Origin of the sequence: Leclercia sp. UBA5958 (genome assembly GCF_002430365.1) — a bacterium.
In the GTDB taxonomy this organism is placed as follows: Bacteria; Pseudomonadota; Gammaproteobacteria; order Enterobacterales; family Enterobacteriaceae; genus Enterobacter; species Enterobacter pneumoniae.
In genome coordinates this window covers 560,015-577,246 of record NZ_DJCE01000001.1, presented here as the reverse complement: position 1 = coordinate 577,246, position 17,232 = coordinate 560,015, and the positions used below count along the sequence as shown (strand labels likewise).

General features: G+C 56.8%; 17 protein-coding genes. 9 read left to right on the top strand and 8 right to left on the bottom strand.

Going from position 1 to position 17,232, the window contains the following annotated elements; translation table 11 throughout:
- The first annotated feature begins 11 nt into the window (after positions 1 to 11).
- Complete coding sequence (patD, locus tag B2Q93_RS02845; protein ID WP_212475948.1) at positions 12 to 1,436, top strand: aminobutyraldehyde dehydrogenase; 1,425 nt, start codon at positions 12 to 14, stop codon at positions 1,434 to 1,436.
- Positions 1,437 to 1,600: 164 nt separating this feature from the next.
- The gene (locus tag B2Q93_RS02840; RefSeq protein WP_286931757.1) at positions 1,601 to 3,046 is read left to right on the top strand and encodes a flagellin; all 1,446 of its coding nucleotides are present in this window, start codon (positions 1,601 to 1,603) and stop codon (positions 3,044 to 3,046) included.
- 37 nt (positions 3,047 to 3,083) lie between these two features.
- Here the strand turns inward: B2Q93_RS02840 and B2Q93_RS02835 are convergent, their stop codons facing one another.
- From B2Q93_RS02835 to B2Q93_RS02825, 3 genes are read right to left on the bottom strand one after another with little or no spacing between them, the layout of a single operon-like run.
- Complete coding sequence (locus B2Q93_RS02835) at positions 3,084 to 3,266, bottom strand: DUF1869 domain-containing protein (RefSeq protein ID WP_040075565.1); 183 nt, start codon at positions 3,264 to 3,266, stop codon at positions 3,084 to 3,086.
- Between the two features lie 3 nt (positions 3,267 to 3,269).
- Positions 3,270 to 3,623 carry a DUF1971 domain-containing protein gene (locus tag B2Q93_RS02830; protein WP_040075566.1) on the bottom strand — a complete coding sequence of 118 codons (354 nt, stop codon included), beginning with the start codon at positions 3,621 to 3,623 and terminating at the stop codon, positions 3,270 to 3,272.
- Positions 3,624 to 3,651: 28 nt separating this feature from the next.
- The gene (locus tag B2Q93_RS02825) at positions 3,652 to 3,978 is read right to left on the bottom strand and encodes a DUF1971 domain-containing protein (protein WP_286931756.1); all 327 of its coding nucleotides are present in this window, start codon (positions 3,976 to 3,978) and stop codon (positions 3,652 to 3,654) included.
- Positions 3,979 to 4,109: 131 nt separating this feature from the next.
- Here B2Q93_RS02825 and B2Q93_RS21250 point away from each other — a divergent pair, with 131 nt between their 5' ends.
- Positions 4,110 to 4,202 carry a hypothetical protein gene (locus tag B2Q93_RS21250; protein WP_411815355.1) on the top strand — a complete coding sequence of 31 codons (93 nt, stop codon included), beginning with the start codon at positions 4,110 to 4,112 and terminating at the stop codon, positions 4,200 to 4,202.
- Positions 4,203 to 4,365: 163 nt separating this feature from the next.
- Positions 4,366 to 4,539, top strand: coding sequence for a GhoT/OrtT family toxin (locus B2Q93_RS02820; RefSeq protein ID WP_046885377.1), 174 nt, complete (start codon positions 4,366 to 4,368; stop codon positions 4,537 to 4,539).
- Positions 4,540 to 4,700: 161 nt separating this feature from the next.
- Here B2Q93_RS02820 and B2Q93_RS02815 read toward each other — a convergent pair whose 3' ends face one another.
- From B2Q93_RS02815 to B2Q93_RS02805, 3 genes are read right to left on the bottom strand one after another with little or no spacing between them, the layout of a single operon-like run.
- Entirely contained in the window at positions 4,701 to 6,857 is a 2,157-nt protein-coding gene (locus B2Q93_RS02815; protein ID WP_286931755.1) for a virulence factor SrfC family protein, read from the bottom strand.
- On the bottom strand, positions 6,854 to 9,835 hold the full coding sequence (locus B2Q93_RS02810) for a virulence factor SrfB (RefSeq protein ID WP_286931754.1): 2,982 nt from the start codon (positions 9,833 to 9,835) through the stop codon (positions 6,854 to 6,856). The genes B2Q93_RS02815 and B2Q93_RS02810 overlap by 4 nt, the downstream gene beginning before the upstream one ends.
- A gap of 4 nt (positions 9,836 to 9,839) precedes the next feature.
- Positions 9,840 to 11,204, bottom strand: coding sequence for an SrfA family protein (locus tag B2Q93_RS02805; RefSeq protein WP_286931753.1), 1,365 nt, complete (start codon positions 11,202 to 11,204; stop codon positions 9,840 to 9,842).
- Between the two features lie 281 nt (positions 11,205 to 11,485).
- On the opposite strand from B2Q93_RS02805, the gene B2Q93_RS02800 reads away from it, so the two are divergent.
- Together B2Q93_RS02800 and B2Q93_RS02795 are read left to right on the top strand one after the other, a co-directional pair.
- Positions 11,486 to 13,084, top strand: coding sequence for an ABC transporter substrate-binding protein (locus B2Q93_RS02800; RefSeq protein WP_286931752.1), 1,599 nt, complete (start codon positions 11,486 to 11,488; stop codon positions 13,082 to 13,084).
- 50 nt (positions 13,085 to 13,134) lie between these two features.
- Positions 13,135 to 13,368, top strand: coding sequence for a YdcY family protein (locus tag B2Q93_RS02795; RefSeq protein WP_040075575.1), 234 nt, complete (start codon positions 13,135 to 13,137; stop codon positions 13,366 to 13,368).
- 1 nt (position 13,369) lies between these two features.
- Here the strand turns inward: B2Q93_RS02795 and B2Q93_RS02790 are convergent, their stop codons facing one another.
- Positions 13,370 to 13,819: a DMT family transporter gene (locus B2Q93_RS02790; protein ID WP_040075577.1), complete on the bottom strand. Its 450-nt coding sequence runs from the start codon at positions 13,817 to 13,819 to the stop codon at positions 13,370 to 13,372.
- Positions 13,816 to 14,334, bottom strand: a complete 519-nt coding sequence (locus B2Q93_RS02785; protein WP_286931751.1) for a GNAT family N-acetyltransferase — start codon at positions 14,332 to 14,334, stop codon at positions 13,816 to 13,818. Before B2Q93_RS02785 ends, B2Q93_RS02790 begins: the two co-directional genes overlap by 4 nt.
- Positions 14,335 to 14,484: 150 nt before the next feature.
- On the opposite strand from B2Q93_RS02785, the gene B2Q93_RS02780 reads away from it, so the two are divergent.
- The 3 genes from B2Q93_RS02780 (at position 14,485) to B2Q93_RS02770 (ending at position 17,089) form a co-directional block, all read left to right on the top strand.
- Positions 14,485 to 15,060, top strand: coding sequence for a helix-turn-helix domain-containing protein (locus B2Q93_RS02780; RefSeq protein WP_040075580.1), 576 nt, complete (start codon positions 14,485 to 14,487; stop codon positions 15,058 to 15,060).
- A 65-nt stretch (positions 15,061 to 15,125) separates the two neighbouring features.
- Positions 15,126 to 16,163 (top strand): NADP-dependent oxidoreductase, encoded by a 1,038-nt coding sequence (locus tag B2Q93_RS02775; protein WP_046885383.1) that lies wholly within the window; start codon positions 15,126 to 15,128, stop codon positions 16,161 to 16,163.
- Positions 16,164 to 16,420: 257 nt separating this feature from the next.
- On the top strand, positions 16,421 to 17,089 hold the full coding sequence (locus tag B2Q93_RS02770; protein ID WP_046885384.1) for a GntR family transcriptional regulator: 669 nt from the start codon (positions 16,421 to 16,423) through the stop codon (positions 17,087 to 17,089).
- Positions 17,090 to 17,232 lie beyond the last annotated feature (143 nt).

Genomic DNA, 17,232 nt, shown 5'->3' with positions numbered 1-17,232 from the left:
GGGACAATGCTATGCAAACTCAATTGTTGATCAAGGGTGAACTGGTAAATGGCGCTGGGGAAAAACAGCCGGTCTACAATCCTGCCACAGGCGAGGTGCTGGTAGAAATTGCCGAAGCCAGCCCGGCGCAGGTCGATGCCGCCGTGCAGGCCGCCGATGCCGCCTTTGCCCTCTGGGGGCAGGCCACGCCGAAAACGCGCGCCGACGCGTTACTGAAACTGGCGGAGGTCATTGAGCAGAATGCCGGGACGTTCGCTGAACTGGAGTCGCTCAACTGCGGCAAACCGCTGCACTGCGTCAAGAGCGATGAGATCCCGGCGGTGGCTGATGTGTTTCGCTTCTTTGCCGGAGCCGCCCGCTGTCTGAACGGGCAGGCCGCAGGCGAATATCTTGAGGGGCATACCTCTATGATTCGCCGCGATCCGGTCGGGGTTGTGGCGTCTATCGCCCCCTGGAACTATCCACTGATGATGGCGGCCTGGAAGCTGGCACCGGCACTGGCGGCGGGCAACTGTGTGGTACTCAAACCCTCTGAAATCACGCCGCTCACGGCTCTGAAGCTCGGCGAACTGGCTAAAACCATCTTCCCGGCAGGCGTCCTTAACGTACTGTTCGGGCGCGGAAAAACGGTGGGTGATCCCCTGACCGGGCACGAAAAAGTACGCATGGTGTCGCTCACGGGCTCCATCGCGACCGGGGAGCATATTATTGGTCATACCGCGTCGTCGATAAAACGCACCCATATGGAACTGGGCGGCAAAGCGCCCGTCATTGTGTTTGACGATGCCGATCTCGACGCCGTCGTGGAAGGGGTACGCACTTTTGGCTTCTACAACGCCGGGCAGGACTGTACCGCCGCCTGCCGTATCTATGCTCAGCAGGGGATCTACGCCGCGCTGGTCGAAAAGCTGGGCGCCGCTGTCGCCAGCCTGAAATTGGGCGCACCGGACGAGGAGACAACCGAGCTGGGGCCGCTCAGTTCACAGGCGCATCTTGACCGCGTAAGCCACGCGGTGGAGGAGGCGAAAGCGCTGGCCCATGTGCAGGTGATTACCGGCGGCAGCAAGCATGATGGCAAGGGTTACTATTTCCAGCCCACGCTGTTGGCGGGAGCAAAACAGGAGGACGCTATCGTCCAGCGCGAAGTTTTTGGCCCGGTGGTCAGCGTCACGGCGTTTGAGGACGAAGCGCAGGTCCTGGCCTGGGCCAACGACTCGCAGTACGGGCTGGCCTCGTCCGTCTGGACGCAGGACGTAGGACGGGCGCATCGCGTCAGCGCACGTTTGCAATACGGCTGCACCTGGGTCAATACCCACTTTATGCTGGTGAGCGAGATGCCGCACGGCGGAATGAAAATGTCGGGCTACGGCAAGGATATGTCGGTCTACGGGCTGGAGGATTATACCGTGGTGCGCCACGTCATGTTTAAACATTAATTTGCCTTGCCGCCAGGAGTGATCCTTCTGGCGGTCGCTTTTTATTATGAATATTTTATATATTCTTTGAAGAATATATCGTCATGCCTTTACAATCCGCGCCCTAAATTAAATTGCGTCCTCGCCGATAATGTCATTAATTACCTTTTCTGCGATCCAACATCATGCTGGCTATTAATCATAATGAAATGACCGGGCTCTTGCTTAAATCCCGGAAAAATAACGAATCATTACTCGCGCAGACGGTAGAGCGACTCTCATCAGGGTTACGTATTAACGGTGCTAAAGATGATGCGGCCGGTCTGTCCATTACTAACCGTATGCTCTCCTCCATCAACGCAGACAGCGCGATCTCGCGGGGCATGGATGATGCGATAAGCCTGGCGCAGACCGCTGAGGGGGCATTGAGCGAAGTGAGCAATATGCTGATTCGGGCCAAAACGCTGGCGGTTCAGGCAGCAACCGATACGCTTTCCGAAACCGATCGCATCAGTATAAATAATGAATACCAACATATTCTTGCCGGTATTACGCATATTACTGAAACGACAGAAATATTTGGTCAATATCCACTGGCGACGGATAACCCCACTTTTCCGCCGCAATTAATCGGCGATGTCAGCCCGTTAAATACAAAATTCCCGATTCAGGGTAATAGTTATGCTTTTTCCTCGGGCATTATTCCCCTGGCCTATATTCCGGCCGGCTCGACTACTATTGCGATAAATATTAACTCGTTAGGACAGGATGACGATCTCCAGCTCTTTACTCGCGACGGTAAACATCTGGTCGGGACGCCACTTGAAGGGGTCGATGCCGATTACACCTGGGTCAGCCGTGGCATCAGCGATGCCGCCACGGCGACCCACGCCTTTATGACGCCTGAAAACGGTTTTATCGCCGGGGCCACCTACGACGGCTCCCAGTTAGTCGAAGGGGGGGCAAGCTGGGATCCTACCGGTGCAACCCTCAACTATAACGGTATGAACATCACCTATAGCGGCGATGGTGACCGCTATGAAGACAGCACCAACGGCGGGTTCAACGACGGTACCAATGGCAGCAATATGGTCGAGCGCATCACGCTTGATAACGTCACGGAAGATCTGCTGGTGGTGGTGGTAGGTAATGGCTCTTTCACCAGCGCCATTACCTGGGGGAATCTGCCGACACCGACCATGCCCCCGACGGTGCCGCCAAAGCAGAGTCGCGCGATCGAAGTGGTGACCAGCGCCAATTTTGGCGAGGAGGTCCAGCAGATGACGATCGAACCCACGCCGACCGACCTTAAAACGCTGAAGCTGGAAAACAGCGAAATGACGACCCAGGCAGGGGCCAGGAGCTGTATGGCGACTCTGGATGCGGCGCTGGAAAAAGTCAGCGGTTACCGCAGCCAGTACGGCGGGCTGATCAACAGCTTTGAATCGCACAAGTCGGTATTATCACAGCAGGGTATTGCGTTGCAGGCCAGCCGGAGCCGTATTCAGGATGCGGACTACGCTGTCGAAGCCAGCCGTTTAGCCCGGGCGCAGACCATCTCTCAGGGGCAGAACGCGGCGCTAAAAATCGCAAATCAGAGCCCACAAACCGTGCTCGACCTGCTTAAATAAAGGCTCACGCAGCGGCGAGGGCGCCGCTGCGCAACGATTACCATCCGCAGACGTTATGCTCATTCTCACTGTCGTAGGCGCGAACGGTGTTAACCAGATCCTTCACCACGTCGGCGGCGACGTCCGGAATCAATAGCTCCATTGGGGCTTCTGTCTCGTAGTCCACCGACACACCGTTGCTGTTGTTGGTCACGGTGACGGTATACGTTGCCTTGCCCATGGCTTACTCCTTATGTGTATTGACCACTTTACCCAGTCCTGCGCCTTCGAGAGTCGCTGCCGGGTCAGCGAAAAAGTCGATATTAAAGTAGGTGTCGTCCGTCAGTAATTCAATGCGATGCCACTTCTGCGGCGGGGAGATACCGAAACTGCCCGCTTCAATCACCAGCTCCAGATCCGGCTCGGTGGCATCGGCATCGGCAAAACCAAAGTAACGCACTGCACCCTGCATCACGGAGAGTCGACCATACACGCCGGCTTTGGTGTTGTGATGGGTAAAGAGCGCTTTAGGGGCGGTTGTCTGGTTCCAGAACGGGGTCGCACGGGTGTGAACATAGTTTTCAGGAATACGTAACATAGTCAGTTCCTTATCAGCGGCAGGGCGCTTAAAGTGATTTCAAAACATCGGGCTCGACGAAGAAATCGATATTGAACAGCGTGTCATCGCTCATCACCTCAATGTGATGCCAGCGCTCCGGCGGAAAGACGCCGAAATGACCGGCTTCAATGATCAGGATGCTGTCGGGCTCGGGGGTGGTTGCATCAGCATAGCCGAGATAGCGTACAGTGCCCTGCATCACGCTCAGGCGAGGATAGACGCCGGGACGGGTGCCCTGGTCAAGATGGCGCTGGAAGATGCCAGCGGGAGCGGTCTCTTTGTTCCAGAACGGCGTGGAACGGGTATGAATACAACTTTGCGGAATAGGTAGCATCGTTTTTTCCCTCTAAAGCCTGAGACCATTACACCACGCTTCAGTAAGGGGTATTTTGCATAAAGTGCATTTAAAATGCAACTTTAAAGTGGTACCTCTCAGGTGGTCTATACTTACCCATTCCGATGGCAATGCAGGAGATGCTTATGCAGTATGTTGAAAAAGACGATCCTCAGAATGCGCCCGAGTCGGGTGATAAACAGCCACAGCCGGTGAAAAAATAACACCGTGTAAAGGTCGCTTCGGCGACCCTTTTTATATAGCGGGTTATACTCATTTGTTATTACCACACAAATTTCATGGATAACTTGTAACAAAAAAACTTGATCTGTATCAACGTATACCGCATATTGCGCGCGGTTATTTTAAACAGATTGGGTGAATGCGATGACGTTGTATCAAAAAATGTTGGTGTTTTACGCAATCATGGCCTCCATCTGCGCGCTGATCACCTGGTTCCTCTCCAAAGATCGTAAGCGTATCCGCTTCCTGAGCGCCTTTCTTGTCGGTTCAACCTGGCCGATGAGCTTCCCGGTGGCGCTACTGATCTCGCTTTTTTAGAGCCCTGTTCCGCGCCGACAAAAGCCGCTCTGCTCTCGGGACGGTGAATGTCCACACGCTGGACGCGCAGTGTCATAAGCGATCTCCTCCGTTCTGGCGAAGGCACTGGCTGACGGCAGGGGTGAAGAGACGACCCGCTGGTGAGCGGGCCGCCGTGAGTGTTACGACAAAATCGCTTTTAACTGCTGGCGTGCCGCTGGCGTCACATCCTGTGGATGCTGGTAGCCGATGTTCTCGCACGCCTGGGTATAAAGCGCGACCAGCCAGTCGTAAACATACGCCGTGGCCGCATGAACCGGTTGTTCGCCAAGACGGCTCAGGCGCGGCGCGGTGCTGTCCACCGTCGGCGTGACGAAAATCGGCTGCCCTTTGCGAATACGGCTGGCCGGGCGTGCTTCGGCAGGGGTCTGCGCATAACCCACCCAGCTTACGAAGTTACCCAGCGCGGCATACAGTTGGGCGGCGCTGCCCTTGTCAGTATCAACGATCTGCTTCAATTGCCCTGTCAGATTCAGTCGGTAGCTGCTGGTGACCAGCACATCAGCAATCTGTTGCAACACCCTGGCTTCCAGTCCCAGACGATGGGCGGCCCCGTCGTCGCGGCTCCACTGGCGAACATGGTTAACCCATAATTTGTGTGCCAGCCGGGCTTTGTCTTGCGGCTCCCAGCGCTCATCGCTCTGCTGGGCGCTGTCGGCAAACAGATCAATGGCATCGGTGAAGAGACCATTGACCTGCTCTTCACGCGGTTGTTGCACGGCCATCAGAGTTTCAAAGGCCTTCAGCGGCGGCAACAGCCCCTCCAGTAACTCACCATGACGACCAGCCATCCCCTGCAGGGCGCGAACTACCTCTTCTGCGGCGCTACGCTGTGCCGCGGGCTCGTGAGTCAGCGGAGCCAGATAACCCTGCATCATCGTCCGCAGTTCGCGGTGCAAGCGCGCGCGCAGCGCCTGTAAGCGCGCCTGACGCTGACCGGCAAGCGTCGCTTGCGACAGCCATTCAATGACGCGCTGCATGCTACTGCTGTCCAGTGCCTGCAGCGTGCCCCAATGCTGACCCGGTTTGCCCAGCAGCTGCTGAACCGACTCGTCGAGATTCGAGCGGGTGGTAAAACGGGCATCCTGCGGCGTAATCGCCCATACCAGCCCTGGCAGCGCGGCCTCTTCGCCGGGTTGGGTATCCTGAACCCAGTTCAGCAGCGCGCGGGCGGTGCTGGCGGTCTGGCTATGCTGGAGAGTAGCGTTACAGATCACCAGCACATCCGGTTGCAACTGCTGGCGGTAGTGCTCCAGCAGCCACTGACGCTTCGCCAGCGCCAGCGGGGCTTCGCTCTGCGCCGCGGGGGCGGGAATATCAATCATCGCCACGCCATCCAGCGCGCTGCTCTCCACCGGGAGCACCACTTCGCGGGTGAGCAGGGCCAGCACGTCCAGAGGGATACTGATGGCGTTCATCAGTTCGCCGTTCTGCACGGGGTGCAGTACCGCCTGTTGAACATCCGGCTGGGCAAGATCGCCCTGAGTGAGAAAACCTTCGGTCGGAAGACCAAAATTATCGACCAGCAGGCTGACCGGTGCTGCCAGCTCCGGAGCATGGCTGGTCTGATGCAGAATATGCGCCAGCGCCAGCCAGGCCTGGGTTAGTTCCTGCTGTTCACCCCACAGCAGCGACCAGACGCTGGCGCGGGTACTGAGATCCAGCGAAGGCAGAAGCAGCGCGAACTGATGCCAGAGGGCGTCGTCCATTTGCTGTACTGCGGCAGGCACGGTGTCACGCCAGTAGCGGGCAATGGATCCCACATCGGCGGCGGAGATCCCCGGCACCGCCTGAGGTTGTCGCAGGGCGCGCCATTTTTCCAGACGCGCTTCAATCACCGCTTTATCCACCGCCGGCACGGTTGCACGGGTGATAAAGAGCTGCACAAGTTCGGCCTCGGTAATCAGGCTCAGACGCAGCGGGAAGGCATCGTCGGCAGGCGCTTCGGCGGTCGGCGTAAAACGGATCGCCATATTGGTCAGGGCATGACCGGGGTTGATATGGGTGAAGTAGTCAAAAGTCCGTGCGCCCACGGTCACGTTCATACGTCCGTTGCCGCTGCCGCACAGGGAGGCCAGCAGATGCGCTTTCGCAGCCTGAGCGTGGCCATACAGCCCGATGGTGCTGCCTGCATGCAGCGCACGTTCGATGGCGCTCTCCTGGGCTTCTGCTGCGGCCAGTCGCGCCAGCAGGGCGTCGGCGTCGTTATCCAGTATCGGAGCGTGCTGGCGGGTCTGATTAATCCAGTCGATGACTGCCTTAGTAATAGATGCACTCATTTCAGGTATACGCTCCCGCTGTCGATCCAGTAGTGGCTACCGCTATGACGGCGATCGGCCAGGGTGTTCAGTTTAAAGGTGAGGGCGTCGGGCGGTACCGGCGTACCGTCCTGGAGCCAGGCATCGCTAAGCTCAAAGGCCTCCGGCCCTTCATGTCGGCTGCCGCCGCGCAGTTGCAGGCGCACATTCAGCACCCCGTCGCCCGCGATGGACTTCGCCAGATCGGCGGAGTTGATGCTCAGGGTATAGAGCGGCGTCGCAGGCCAGCGGGCGTTTGCCAGCTGGCGGAAGCCGAGCGTGACGTTGCCGCGCAGCGGGAAGTGCAGCCGGGTGTCCAGTTTCGCACCGGGCTTATCGAGGTCGATATCCTGATACCAGACGTTCTCTTCGCGCAGGGTATTCACGGTGTTATCCAGCACGCCGAGATAGCGCACGGTCGAGTAAGCGCCGATATCTGCCGCTTTGAAGTTGAAGCGCGGCAGACGCAGATCCAGCGCCAGGCTACAGAGCATGGCGCCGACGGCGGCGGTGGATTTTGGATTGCCGATGCGCCCTTGCTGACTGAAGGGATACCATTCGTGGACGCGGTACTTATCCAGCCACACCATACGGCTAACGGGAACAGGCTGCAGGTGGCGGATCAGCGCCTGGACGCCCGGCAGGCAACCCGGGCGGCCGGTAATCAGCAAAACATCGCAGGCGTAATGGGAGATCGCCTCAGATACCGCGTGCAGCGGGGCGGCGAGGGTGAAATGACCCGCCAGCATCGCCTCCTGCATTTCGCGGAAGTTAACATGCAGCGGCACCGCGAAGAGGTCAAACGGCGCTGAACCAGCCGGCAGTGCATGATCGATAGCCTGTTGAAGATAGTTCATGACGTTGCGCGTCGGTTTGCGACTCAGCAGATCGCCAAAGGTGGCATGCAGTCCGTCCAGCGGGTCGTCGATATCACTGGCTTCCCAGGCGCCAAGAATGGCATGACCGATCGGCATAAAGAGCTGCAGGGCCGTCTGCTGGCGCAGCACCGCCTGGGTATCAATACGCCCGGAGTCGCCAAACAGCGAGGCCATCAGCAGCGAAGCGTCGGCAATGCCTGCTTTTTGCAGCTCTGTCTGCAGGGCCGGCAGTACATAGCGCTGGATCACATCCAGCAGGGTGTCATCACCGGCCACCTTAAAGCCTTCGCGGAACAGCAGTTGCGGGGTGATTTTGACATTGCTACCAGAACCGTCATCCAGCTGATAATGGGTGATGGCCATGTCGGTAGTGCCACCGCCAATATCGATAGAGGCTACCCGCAGCGCCCGCCCTGGCGCACAGCCAGGCTCCGGCTCGCGGTCAGGACGTGCAACGGAGGCAAAGAAGGTTTCGGTCTGGCCAGCGTAATGCGAGATGGCTTCGTTATAGAGCCAGACCAGTTGGCCGCAGCTCGCCTCGTCCCACTCCATCTGGATTTCCGGCACCGGTACCACGCTCTTTTCCTGCTGCTTGCGGCTGGCGAAATCTTCATCCTGTGGATGCCAGCCCATCGCCTTCCAGACAATGGCGATAGCTTCAAACATGCGGCGACGGAAGATCTCACGCTCCTGTTTGGGCATTGCCGACGGCAGGGTAAGGATCAGGGTGCGCAGCTGACGCGGGGAGGCCGGGAAGCCCAGACGCAGACGGGTGGCGACGCTATTGATCTGCCCCAGCGCCTGTGCCAGCAGTTCGCACAGCATGTGGGTCATCAGGGTGCTGCGGCTGTACTGCGGCGAGAAGACCGGCAAGCGCTCGTCCTGCGGCAGGGTAAACAGCGGCTCTCCGTCGTCATTCATCAGGTTCATCAGCGGGAAAGCGGTCGCCAGCGGTTCGCGCTGGGTTTTGGCATTCATCTGACTAAAACGCCAGTCCTGCACCACCGGGGTCTCATCCCACAGATAGCGGCGCGGGCTTGAAATCCCGCTGTTGCCTTCGGTTCCCAGACGCTGGGTCGCCAGTTTACGGGCTTCATCGCCCACGCGCACAATCGACGGCCAGACGAACGCGTCTTCGCGTCCACTCTCTACCGAGAAGTGCTGCTTGCCGAAGCGGGCTTCAGAAAACTCGAGACGGCTGGTAAACAGCGGCTCATTCAGGAACTGGGGTTCGCTCAGGGAACGCACCTGGAGCTCTGCCGTCTGGCGCAGCCCATCGTTGGCGTCGCCATGATCTTCAATGATCACGCCACAGGTATGAGTATTCCCCACATCCAGAATCAGATCCACCGGGATAGCCGGGGTGCTGAGGGTATGAGTGACAAATTTCACTTCCGGTATGGTGAGCTGTTCACCGAGCATGGCCAGCACGTTGAGCCAGTGAGCCTGGTACTCAAAGTTACGCATCGCCAGCTGCAGATCGCGGTCGGCACGGTTCTCTACGCCGGAAGCGTATTGGGTAAAGGCTTCTCGCAGCCAGCCATCAATCCAGGTCTGGTCGAGGAAATCCGCCACTTCGTCATCACGCCAGGCGAGGGAGAAACGGGTCCCGTTCAGGATATCGTTTTCCACCGGTGAGAGTTGGGAGGTAGCATGCGGCGCTATCTGGCTATCCAGAGCCAGCGTCACCCGGTGGGTATGGCCTGCGCTATCCGGCGCTTCCAGCTTACGCACCTGCACTCGCGCCCAGTTGTCCGGGCCTTCTACGAAGGTACGCGGCGGGTTGAAGCGCAGGAAGGGCACTGGCAGCCAGACGCCATCCAGCACCGTCAGGGAGTGCTGCAGCGAAAGGGTGCTTTCGGGTTTAACCACTTCCGGCTGGCCACCACCGCTGGCGGGCAGCGTGTAGCGGTTGTTAATCACGTCAAAATTGAGACGCAGCAAGGGGCCGTTGGCGGTTTTACGCACAAAACGTCCGCTCTGGGCACTGTCCTGCGGCGTCAGGCCAAAATCAAGAAACTGTACGCCACTGTTGGCGATAAGCGTGACGCTCTGTTTATAGTCGCAAAGAGTTACCAGCATGGGATCACGCACCTGCTTTTCTGAATGTCAACGGAACCACGGTCTTGGCGTCGTAACGGGCGGTACATTCCGCCACATCGTTCACCCCGGCTTTGCAGGCGATCTCCGGCATCGGATAGCGAGAACCGTCAGTGCAGCGGGCATTGCCGCGCGTTTTAATCATCAGCTCACCGTTGCTGTGCAGCCCGGAGAAGACCTCCGTACGGCAGACGATATTGTCGCCATGCACCACGCGCGCGGTGCCTTTATTGTTCTGGATTTGGTAGCGCAGTGAGGGCGGTTTACCGGTGATAGGATCTTTCACATCCAGCATGACGCGCCAGCTACCGTTAAGGAAGCGGGTTGAGCCGGCTTTCACCTGACCGGCCTCCATCACCAGCGCCTCTTTCGGGATAGCGGCAATCACTACCGGCTCGGTTGGGGCGGCAGGCTCTGGCGCTTTTTCCTGCGCGGCCACCACTTCCGCCTGGTGCAGAGGCAGCGTTAAGGGCAGGGGCTTCACCGCCGCGACGGGTTTAGGTGCAATCTCTACGGCCGCAACAGGGGCGGGGGCAGGCTGGGCCTCAGCGGTCTCTACCGGGGCGCTATGGGTAGACCACAAGAGTGGCGCAGCCACGGCTACGACGACCAGCGCGGCCACCGGCAGTGGCCACAGCGGGAAGCGGCGTTTTTTCATCACTACAGGCGTGGCAAGCGGCGCTTCGGGCTCGGGTTCAGGCTCTTTAACTAACACCTGCGGGGCGGGTTGGGCGGTGTAGAGATCGTCTGCGGTGATCTGAATCGTGGCCGGGGCTGAAATCAGCGGTTCATCGGCTTTTTCGAAGATGATCTCCTGCACCGGTTCCGGCTCGGGCTCTTCTACCGGGGCGGGGATCTCCACTGGGCGCAGGGATGCGCGCAGGCACTCGAGCACATCGTCCCTGGCGTTTTCGTTAAGATTAACAAAACCCCAGAAAGTGATGACCGGTTTGCCACCCACCAGGAATAAAAAGTTTTCGCCGGGGAACTGGAAGGCTTTGGACAGCAGGGAGCCAAACAGCTGTTGAGCGGTTTTGGGGGACTGCAGCGATTTTTTGCTCAGGGACTCGACGCTGGAGAGGGTGCTTTCCAGCAGGCGCAGGGCGCGATAGCGGGCATCTTCATCGGCGGCCTTCCAGCTACTTACGCTACCCTCAACAGGGGCATACCAGTCAACCCTGTCACCCTCGTCGTTGACTTGCGGAATCGCCAGGCAGTCGACGATGGACTGCTGTTTGCGCAGGCGCAGCGCCTCGCGGATTTGCAATGCAGATTCGAAAACGGCCTGACCGCCGCCGCCAACGGCCTGAAAATCATCCAGATTACCGCTACGTAAAAGTGTTTTTGCCACGATTTGATCCCATAGACTTCTTCACCCTTGTACTTTACGGAATCCGTTGGCAACTAAACGGCAGAAGAGACAACAAAAGGGGCGATTTCTTACCGCATTGCGTGGACGAAAAGTGCTTGACGATGAATGGCACTTAAGGCAAATCACCCTGGAGCAGCGGTGAGAAAACCAGCGAAAATAGCGCCTTTAGAATATCCTGATAGTGTTTCGTTATTTGCCAGTACGAATGTGCTGTGCTGTTATTACGGTTCTTCATAATAAATCCGCAAAGGGTAATAACGATGTCTACAGGGAAAACGCTCCTCGCGCTGGCATTCAGCGCGCTGTTACCGGCAAGCGCGGCATGGGCCGCGAATAACGATACGATTATTTACTGTTCAGAAGCCTCCCCGGAGTCTTTCAACCCGCAAATCGCCAGTTCAGGCCCCACTTTTGTGGCCAGTTCGCAGGTGCTCTATAACCGCCTTATCAACTTCGATCCGGTGAAAAACACCCCGGTTCCGTCGCTGGCGGAGTCCTGGACTATTTCGCCGGATGGTAAAACCTATACCTTTACGCTGCGTAAAGGGGTGAAGTTCAACAGTAATAAATTCTTTAAACCTACCCGCGACTTTAATGCCGATGACGTTATTTTCTCGGTTATGCGTCAGAAAGACCCTAAGCACCCGTATCACAACGTCTCCCAGGGCAACTACGAATACTTTAATGATGTCGGGCTGGATAAGCTGATTCAGGACGTGAAGAAGATTGATGATTATCACGTGCAGTTTGTACTGAGTGAGCCGAATGCCGCCTTCCTGGCCGACTGGGGGATGGATTTCGCCTCTATTCTCTCGGCTGAGTATGGCGACGCAATGCTGAAAAAAGGGACGCCGGAAAACGTAGACAACTGGCCAATTGGCACCGGGCCGTACGTCCTGCAGCAGTATAAAGTCGACTCCCTGATTCGCTATATTGCCAACCCGAACTACTGGGACGGGGCGGTTCCGACTAAGCACCTGATCTTCTCCATCACCCCCAACGTAGAGACCCGTCTGGCTAAGCTGCAGACGAACGAATGCCAGATCATTCCTGCGCCGTCGCCGGTGCAGTTCGACGTCATTAAAAAGAATAAAGATCTGACCCTGCATACGGTCGATGCGCTGAATGTCGGTTATTTGGCATTTAATACCGAGAAAAAGCCGTTTGATAACGTGCTGGTGCGACAGGCGCTGAACTACGCTACCGATAAAAAAGCAATTATCAATGCCGTCTTTATGGGCTCGGGTACGGTAGCAAAATCCCCGATTCCGCCGAATATGATGGGCTTTAACAAAGATCTGAAAGACTACGCGTACGATCCGGAAAAAGCGAAAGCTCTGCTGAAGCAGGCCGGGCTGGAGCAGGGGGCAGAAGTTACTCTCTGGTCTATGCCGGTGCAACGCCCTTATAACCCCAACTCTCGCCGTATCGCCGAGATGATTCAGAGCGACTGGGCGAAAGTGGGCGTGAAAGCAAAAATCGTCTCGTATGAATGGGGCGAATACCTGTCCGGTATGCGCAAAGGGGAACACGACAGCGCCCTGTTCGGCTGGATGTCGGATAACGGTGACCCGGATAACTTTGCCGACGTGCTGCTGGGCTGCGACAGCATTAAAACCGGTTCCAACGCTGCACGCTGGTGTGACAAGGGGTATGATGAGCTGGTCAACAAAGCGAAGCTGACCAGCGACCCGGCTGCACGCGCTAAGCTTTACAGCCAGGCGCAGGAGATCTTCTACCAGCAGGCGCCGTGGATCGCGCTGGCGAATGGCAAGACTTTCTTTGCCACCCGCAGCAACGTGAGCGGTTATAGCGTCAGTCTGATGGGGAGCGATTTCTCGAAAGCGAAGCTCAACTAAGCCTGTGCCGGGTGGCAGGGTGCCACCCGGTGAACCGATAAGGAGTGACAATGTCACATTTAGAGGAAGTGATCGCCCGCGTAGATGCCACCCTTGAAGAGAGCGTGATTACGCATATGAATGAGTTGCTGATTGCGCTCAGCGATGACGCCGCCCTGAGCCGCGAAGATCGCTATACCCAACAGCAACGTCTGCGCACTGCCATTGCCCATCATGGTAAACAGCATAAAGAAGAGATGGAGGCCCGCCACCAGCAGCTGACAAAAGGCGGCACCATTCTCTGAGTCAGAACTGGCGCCTTGCCACCAGCCAGGCGCCAATCACCAGCATGATCGCACCGGATACCGGCCCAATCAGCGCCCGCAGGGGGATCCCCTGACTGCGTACCACATCCATCACCAGCCCCCCGATCAACTGACTGGCAACCAGCACCGCAATGGTGGTGGCGGCACCCACATACTGATAACCGCTGATGCTGGCGAAGACAAAGAACGACCCCAGCAGTCCCGGAATTAAGGTCCACCACTTCAGGGTGTGCACCAGCTCGCTAAATCCCGCCACGCCATTTTTAATCAGCAAGATCGAGACGAACAGCACAATGCCCACCAGCGAATTTAGCAGCATGGCGATCAGGATGGTGCTGGAGGACTGGGTGATCCGCACCATCAGGGTGTTTTGCACGACCAGGCCAATGCCTGCCGCCACCAGAAATACCAGCGTTAATGACTGATTCATCCGATGGCGTCCGGGTCGGTGCGCTCATCAAGCTGCAGCTGCATAAAGGTGAGGTCCAGCCAGCGGCCAAACTTGGTGCCCACCTGCGGCATCTGGCCCGTGGTGATAAAGCCTAAGGTTTCGTGCAGATGAATAGAGCCGCGGTTTTGCGCTTCGATACCGGCGACCATCACATGCTTGCCAATGTTCCGCGCTTCGATAATCAGCTGTTTCATTAACGCCCGACCGATCCCTTTGCCCTGGTGCTCAGGATGAATATAGACAGAGTGCTCCACGGTGTGGCGGAAGCCATCGAAAGCACGCCAGTCGCCAAAGGAGGCATAACCGACAACCCGACCCTCCTGCTCACAGACCAGCACCGGGTAACCCATCAAGGTTCGCGCTTCAAACCAGGCGATACGGTTGTCGGTATCAACGGTTGTATCATTCCAGATCGCGGCGGTATGCAGCACCGCGTGGTTATAAATCTCGCCAATGGCGGCGCAATCTTCTTTAGAGGCGTGACGGATAAGCATGGAGAAACCTCGGCGTGTGTTGTTCACTATAGTAGTACGGTGCGTCACCATATTACACAAGCGGGCGCCGCTCTCGCTACGGTATAAACCATATCTTTTTGTTATCAAAAACGGCGTTGAAATAGATTTTCTAAACTATAGTATTACGCCATGAATACTATGTCAGACAACATCAATCATCGCATCAGCGCGCGTATTCGCCTTGAGCGAGAGTCCCGGGGATGGTCGTTAAGCGAGCTTGCCGAGCGTGCGGGCGTATCGCGGGCGATGATCCACAAAATCGAACGCGCCGACAGTAGCCCAACGGCGACATTGCTGGCGCGTCTGTCCGGTGCGTTTGGCATTAGCATGTCCACCCTGATTGCCCGCGCCGAGATGCAGGAGGGCAAGCTGCTGCGTCTGGAAAATCAACCCGTCTGGCGTGACCCGCAAACGCATTATCTACGACGACATGTTTCGCCGCGCACCGACCTGCCTATCGATCTGGTGCAGGTAGAACTGCCTGCCGGGAGTGATGTGCCGATGCCTGCGTCGTCGTATGCGCTGGCACGCCAGCTGATCTGGTTACAATCGGGGGAACTGATCTTCCAGGAAGGGGATACCCGCCACGAGATGCACGCCGGCGACTGCCTCGAACTGGGGCCGCCAAATGACTGCCGGTTCATCAACGAAAGCGACGCTCCCTGCGTTTACCTGATCGTTCGGCTTAATCAATCCGGCGCATAATGGCCAGGCGAACCTGGGAGGTTAACGCTAGTCTTTAAAGACATTTGCATAAACAGGAGTGATGTATGAGTCTGTCTTCAACACAGAATCGTCAATGGGTTCTGGCCTCCCGTCCCCATGGCGCACCCACCGTAGAGAACTTTCGTCTGGAAAAAAGCTCGGTCCCTCAGCCTGAAGAGGGCCAGCTCTTACTGCGCACCGTTTATCTCTCGTTAGATCCCTATATGCGCGGGCGTATGAGCGATGCCCCCTCCTATTCACCGCCGGTTGAGATCGGGGCGGTCATGGTGGGTGGCACGGTCAGCCGCGTTGAACAATCCCAACACCCTGACTATCCCGTCGGCGAGTGGGTGCTGAGCTACAGCGGCTGGCAAGATTATGCGTTGTCGGACGGTACAGGCCTGGTGAAACTGGGCAGCAACCCGCAGCACCCTTCCTGGGCGCTGGGTATCCTGGGAATGCCGGGCTTTACCGCCTACATGGGCCTGCTGGATATTGGCCAGCCGAAATCAGGCGAAACCCTGGTGGTGGCTGCGGCTACCGGGCCGGTGGGTGCCACCGTCGGGCAGATTGGTAAAATCAAAGGCTGTCATGTGGTCGGGATTGCCGGTGGAGCGGAAAAATGTCGCCATGCCGTCGAGGTCCTGGGCTTTGACCGCTGTATCGATCACCACGCAGACGACTTTGCGCAGCAGCTGAAACAAGCCTGTCCAGAGGGTATCGATATCTATTATGAGAACGTCGGTGGCAAGGTGTTTGATGCGGTACTGCCGCTGCTGAATACCTCGGCCCGCGTTCCGGTCTGTGGTCTGGTTAGCGGGTATAACGCCACCGATTTGCCGCCCGGACCCGATCGTCTGGGACTGCTGATGGGCACCATCCTGAAAAAACGCATTCGCATGCAGGGTTTTATCATCGCTCAGGACTATGGCGATCGCATCGACGAGTTTCAGCAGGAGATGGGGCGCTGGGTGAACGAAGGTAAAATACACTACCGCGAACAGGTAACGGACGACCTAGAAAATGCCCCGCAGGCGTTCATCGGTTTGCTGGAAGGGAAGAACTTCGGCAAAGTGGTTATACGCGTGGCGAAAGATAACTAACTTTTGCAGATATGGCGGATGATTCCGCCATATTAAGTTGTGCAAATTTCCAAATAACGTCTTTAATTATACAAGCAAAGATTACTCCAGTCGTCCCTGTGGATTGAGTTAATTCAATCACTTAGGCAGGTTTGCTGTTATTTATTGTTTCTCTTAGCACGAACCAGGCATGCAGATACAGGACATATCATACCCGCAGTGGCGAATTTCCCGCCGCTGCGGCTAACAAAGGTAAGTGTTAGTTACAGGAATAGAACATGCTGGATTTGGACAACTTAGAAAAAGCTCAACGAATGAGCCTGACGATGCAGGTTGAAATGAGTCTTAAAAGCGCCCTGATTGCAGGCGCGCTGAAACCAGGCGCCCGGCTCGTCACCAAAGAGATTGCGGATAAATTAGGTACCAGTATTACTCCTGTGCGTGAAGCGTTGCTGCGGTTGGTCTCCGCAGGTGCACTGCACGCGACCCCGGCGCAAGCGTTTCTGGTGCCGGAAGTGTCACTCGAGCGTTATAGAGAAGTTAACGCCATTCGTAAGACGCTGGAGGGCATGGCCGCTGAAGAGGCCTGTTTGCAAATGTCCGCCGAGAAACTGACGACGTTGCGAAACCTGTCAGAGAAATTCCATGAAGCGATGCACAACGGTGAAGTTGAGCGAGCGCTACATGCCAACCGGGCCTTTCGCTTTACGCTGTATCACTATGCCGGTATGCCCACGCTGATGTCGCTTATCGAGCAGCTATGGGTACGCATTGGCCCCTGCTTTAATTGCCTCTATGACGAGAATATCGATCTCCCGTCGTCTACGTATCGCTATGATGCACTGCTCCGTGCGCTAGAAAAAGGCGATGTCGAGGGCTGTCGGACCGCCATCGATAAAGTAATAGATGAAGCGAACGACATATTGATTCTGCAATATTTAAGCTAAGTCATTTTTTAAACCGGGCTCGGCGGTAATATCGCTCGATATTGCGCTGTCAATAATTTCCGGCAGACTTTGTGCTGCCGGAAACGTTATTTCATTTCTCGACTGATAAGACCAGACTGACGCTGAAATAACCAATTGTCCTG

Excerpts from the sequence above, each read along its gene's own strand:
- B2Q93_RS02800 (WP_286931752.1), top strand. The coding sequence starts at position 11,486 with ATGTCTACAGGGAAAACGCTCCTCGCGCTGGCATTCAGCGCGCTGTTA.
- B2Q93_RS21250 (WP_411815355.1), top strand. The coding sequence starts at position 4,110 with ATGCAGGAGATGCTTATGCAGTATGTTGAAAAAGACGATCCTCAGAAT.
- B2Q93_RS02795 (WP_040075575.1), top strand. The coding sequence starts at position 13,135 with ATGTCACATTTAGAGGAAGTGATCGCCCGCGTAGATGCCACCCTTGAA.
- B2Q93_RS02840 (WP_286931757.1), top strand. The coding sequence starts at position 1,601 with ATGCTGGCTATTAATCATAATGAAATGACCGGGCTCTTGCTTAAATCC.
- B2Q93_RS02790 (WP_040075577.1), bottom strand. The coding sequence starts at position 13,819 with ATGAATCAGTCATTAACGCTGGTATTTCTGGTGGCGGCAGGCATTGGC.
- B2Q93_RS02785 (WP_286931751.1), bottom strand. The coding sequence starts at position 14,334 with ATGCTTATCCGTCACGCCTCTAAAGAAGATTGCGCCGCCATTGGCGAG.
- B2Q93_RS02830 (WP_040075566.1), bottom strand. The coding sequence starts at position 3,623 with ATGTTACGTATTCCTGAAAACTATGTTCACACCCGTGCGACCCCGTTC.
- B2Q93_RS02825 (WP_286931756.1), bottom strand. The coding sequence starts at position 3,978 with ATGCTACCTATTCCGCAAAGTTGTATTCATACCCGTTCCACGCCGTTC.
- B2Q93_RS02770 (WP_046885384.1), top strand. The coding sequence starts at position 16,421 with ATGCTGGATTTGGACAACTTAGAAAAAGCTCAACGAATGAGCCTGACG.
- B2Q93_RS02835 (WP_040075565.1), bottom strand. The coding sequence starts at position 3,266 with ATGGGCAAGGCAACGTATACCGTCACCGTGACCAACAACAGCAACGGT.
- B2Q93_RS02810 (WP_286931754.1), bottom strand. The coding sequence starts at position 9,835 with ATGCTGGTAACTCTTTGCGACTATAAACAGAGCGTCACGCTTATCGCC.
- B2Q93_RS02820 (WP_046885377.1), top strand. The coding sequence starts at position 4,366 with ATGACGTTGTATCAAAAAATGTTGGTGTTTTACGCAATCATGGCCTCC.
- patD (WP_212475948.1), top strand. The coding sequence starts at position 12 with ATGCAAACTCAATTGTTGATCAAGGGTGAACTGGTAAATGGCGCTGGG.
- B2Q93_RS02780 (WP_040075580.1), top strand. The coding sequence starts at position 14,485 with ATGAATACTATGTCAGACAACATCAATCATCGCATCAGCGCGCGTATT.
- B2Q93_RS02815 (WP_286931755.1), bottom strand. The coding sequence starts at position 6,857 with ATGAGTGCATCTATTACTAAGGCAGTCATCGACTGGATTAATCAGACC.
- B2Q93_RS02775 (WP_046885383.1), top strand. The coding sequence starts at position 15,126 with ATGAGTCTGTCTTCAACACAGAATCGTCAATGGGTTCTGGCCTCCCGT.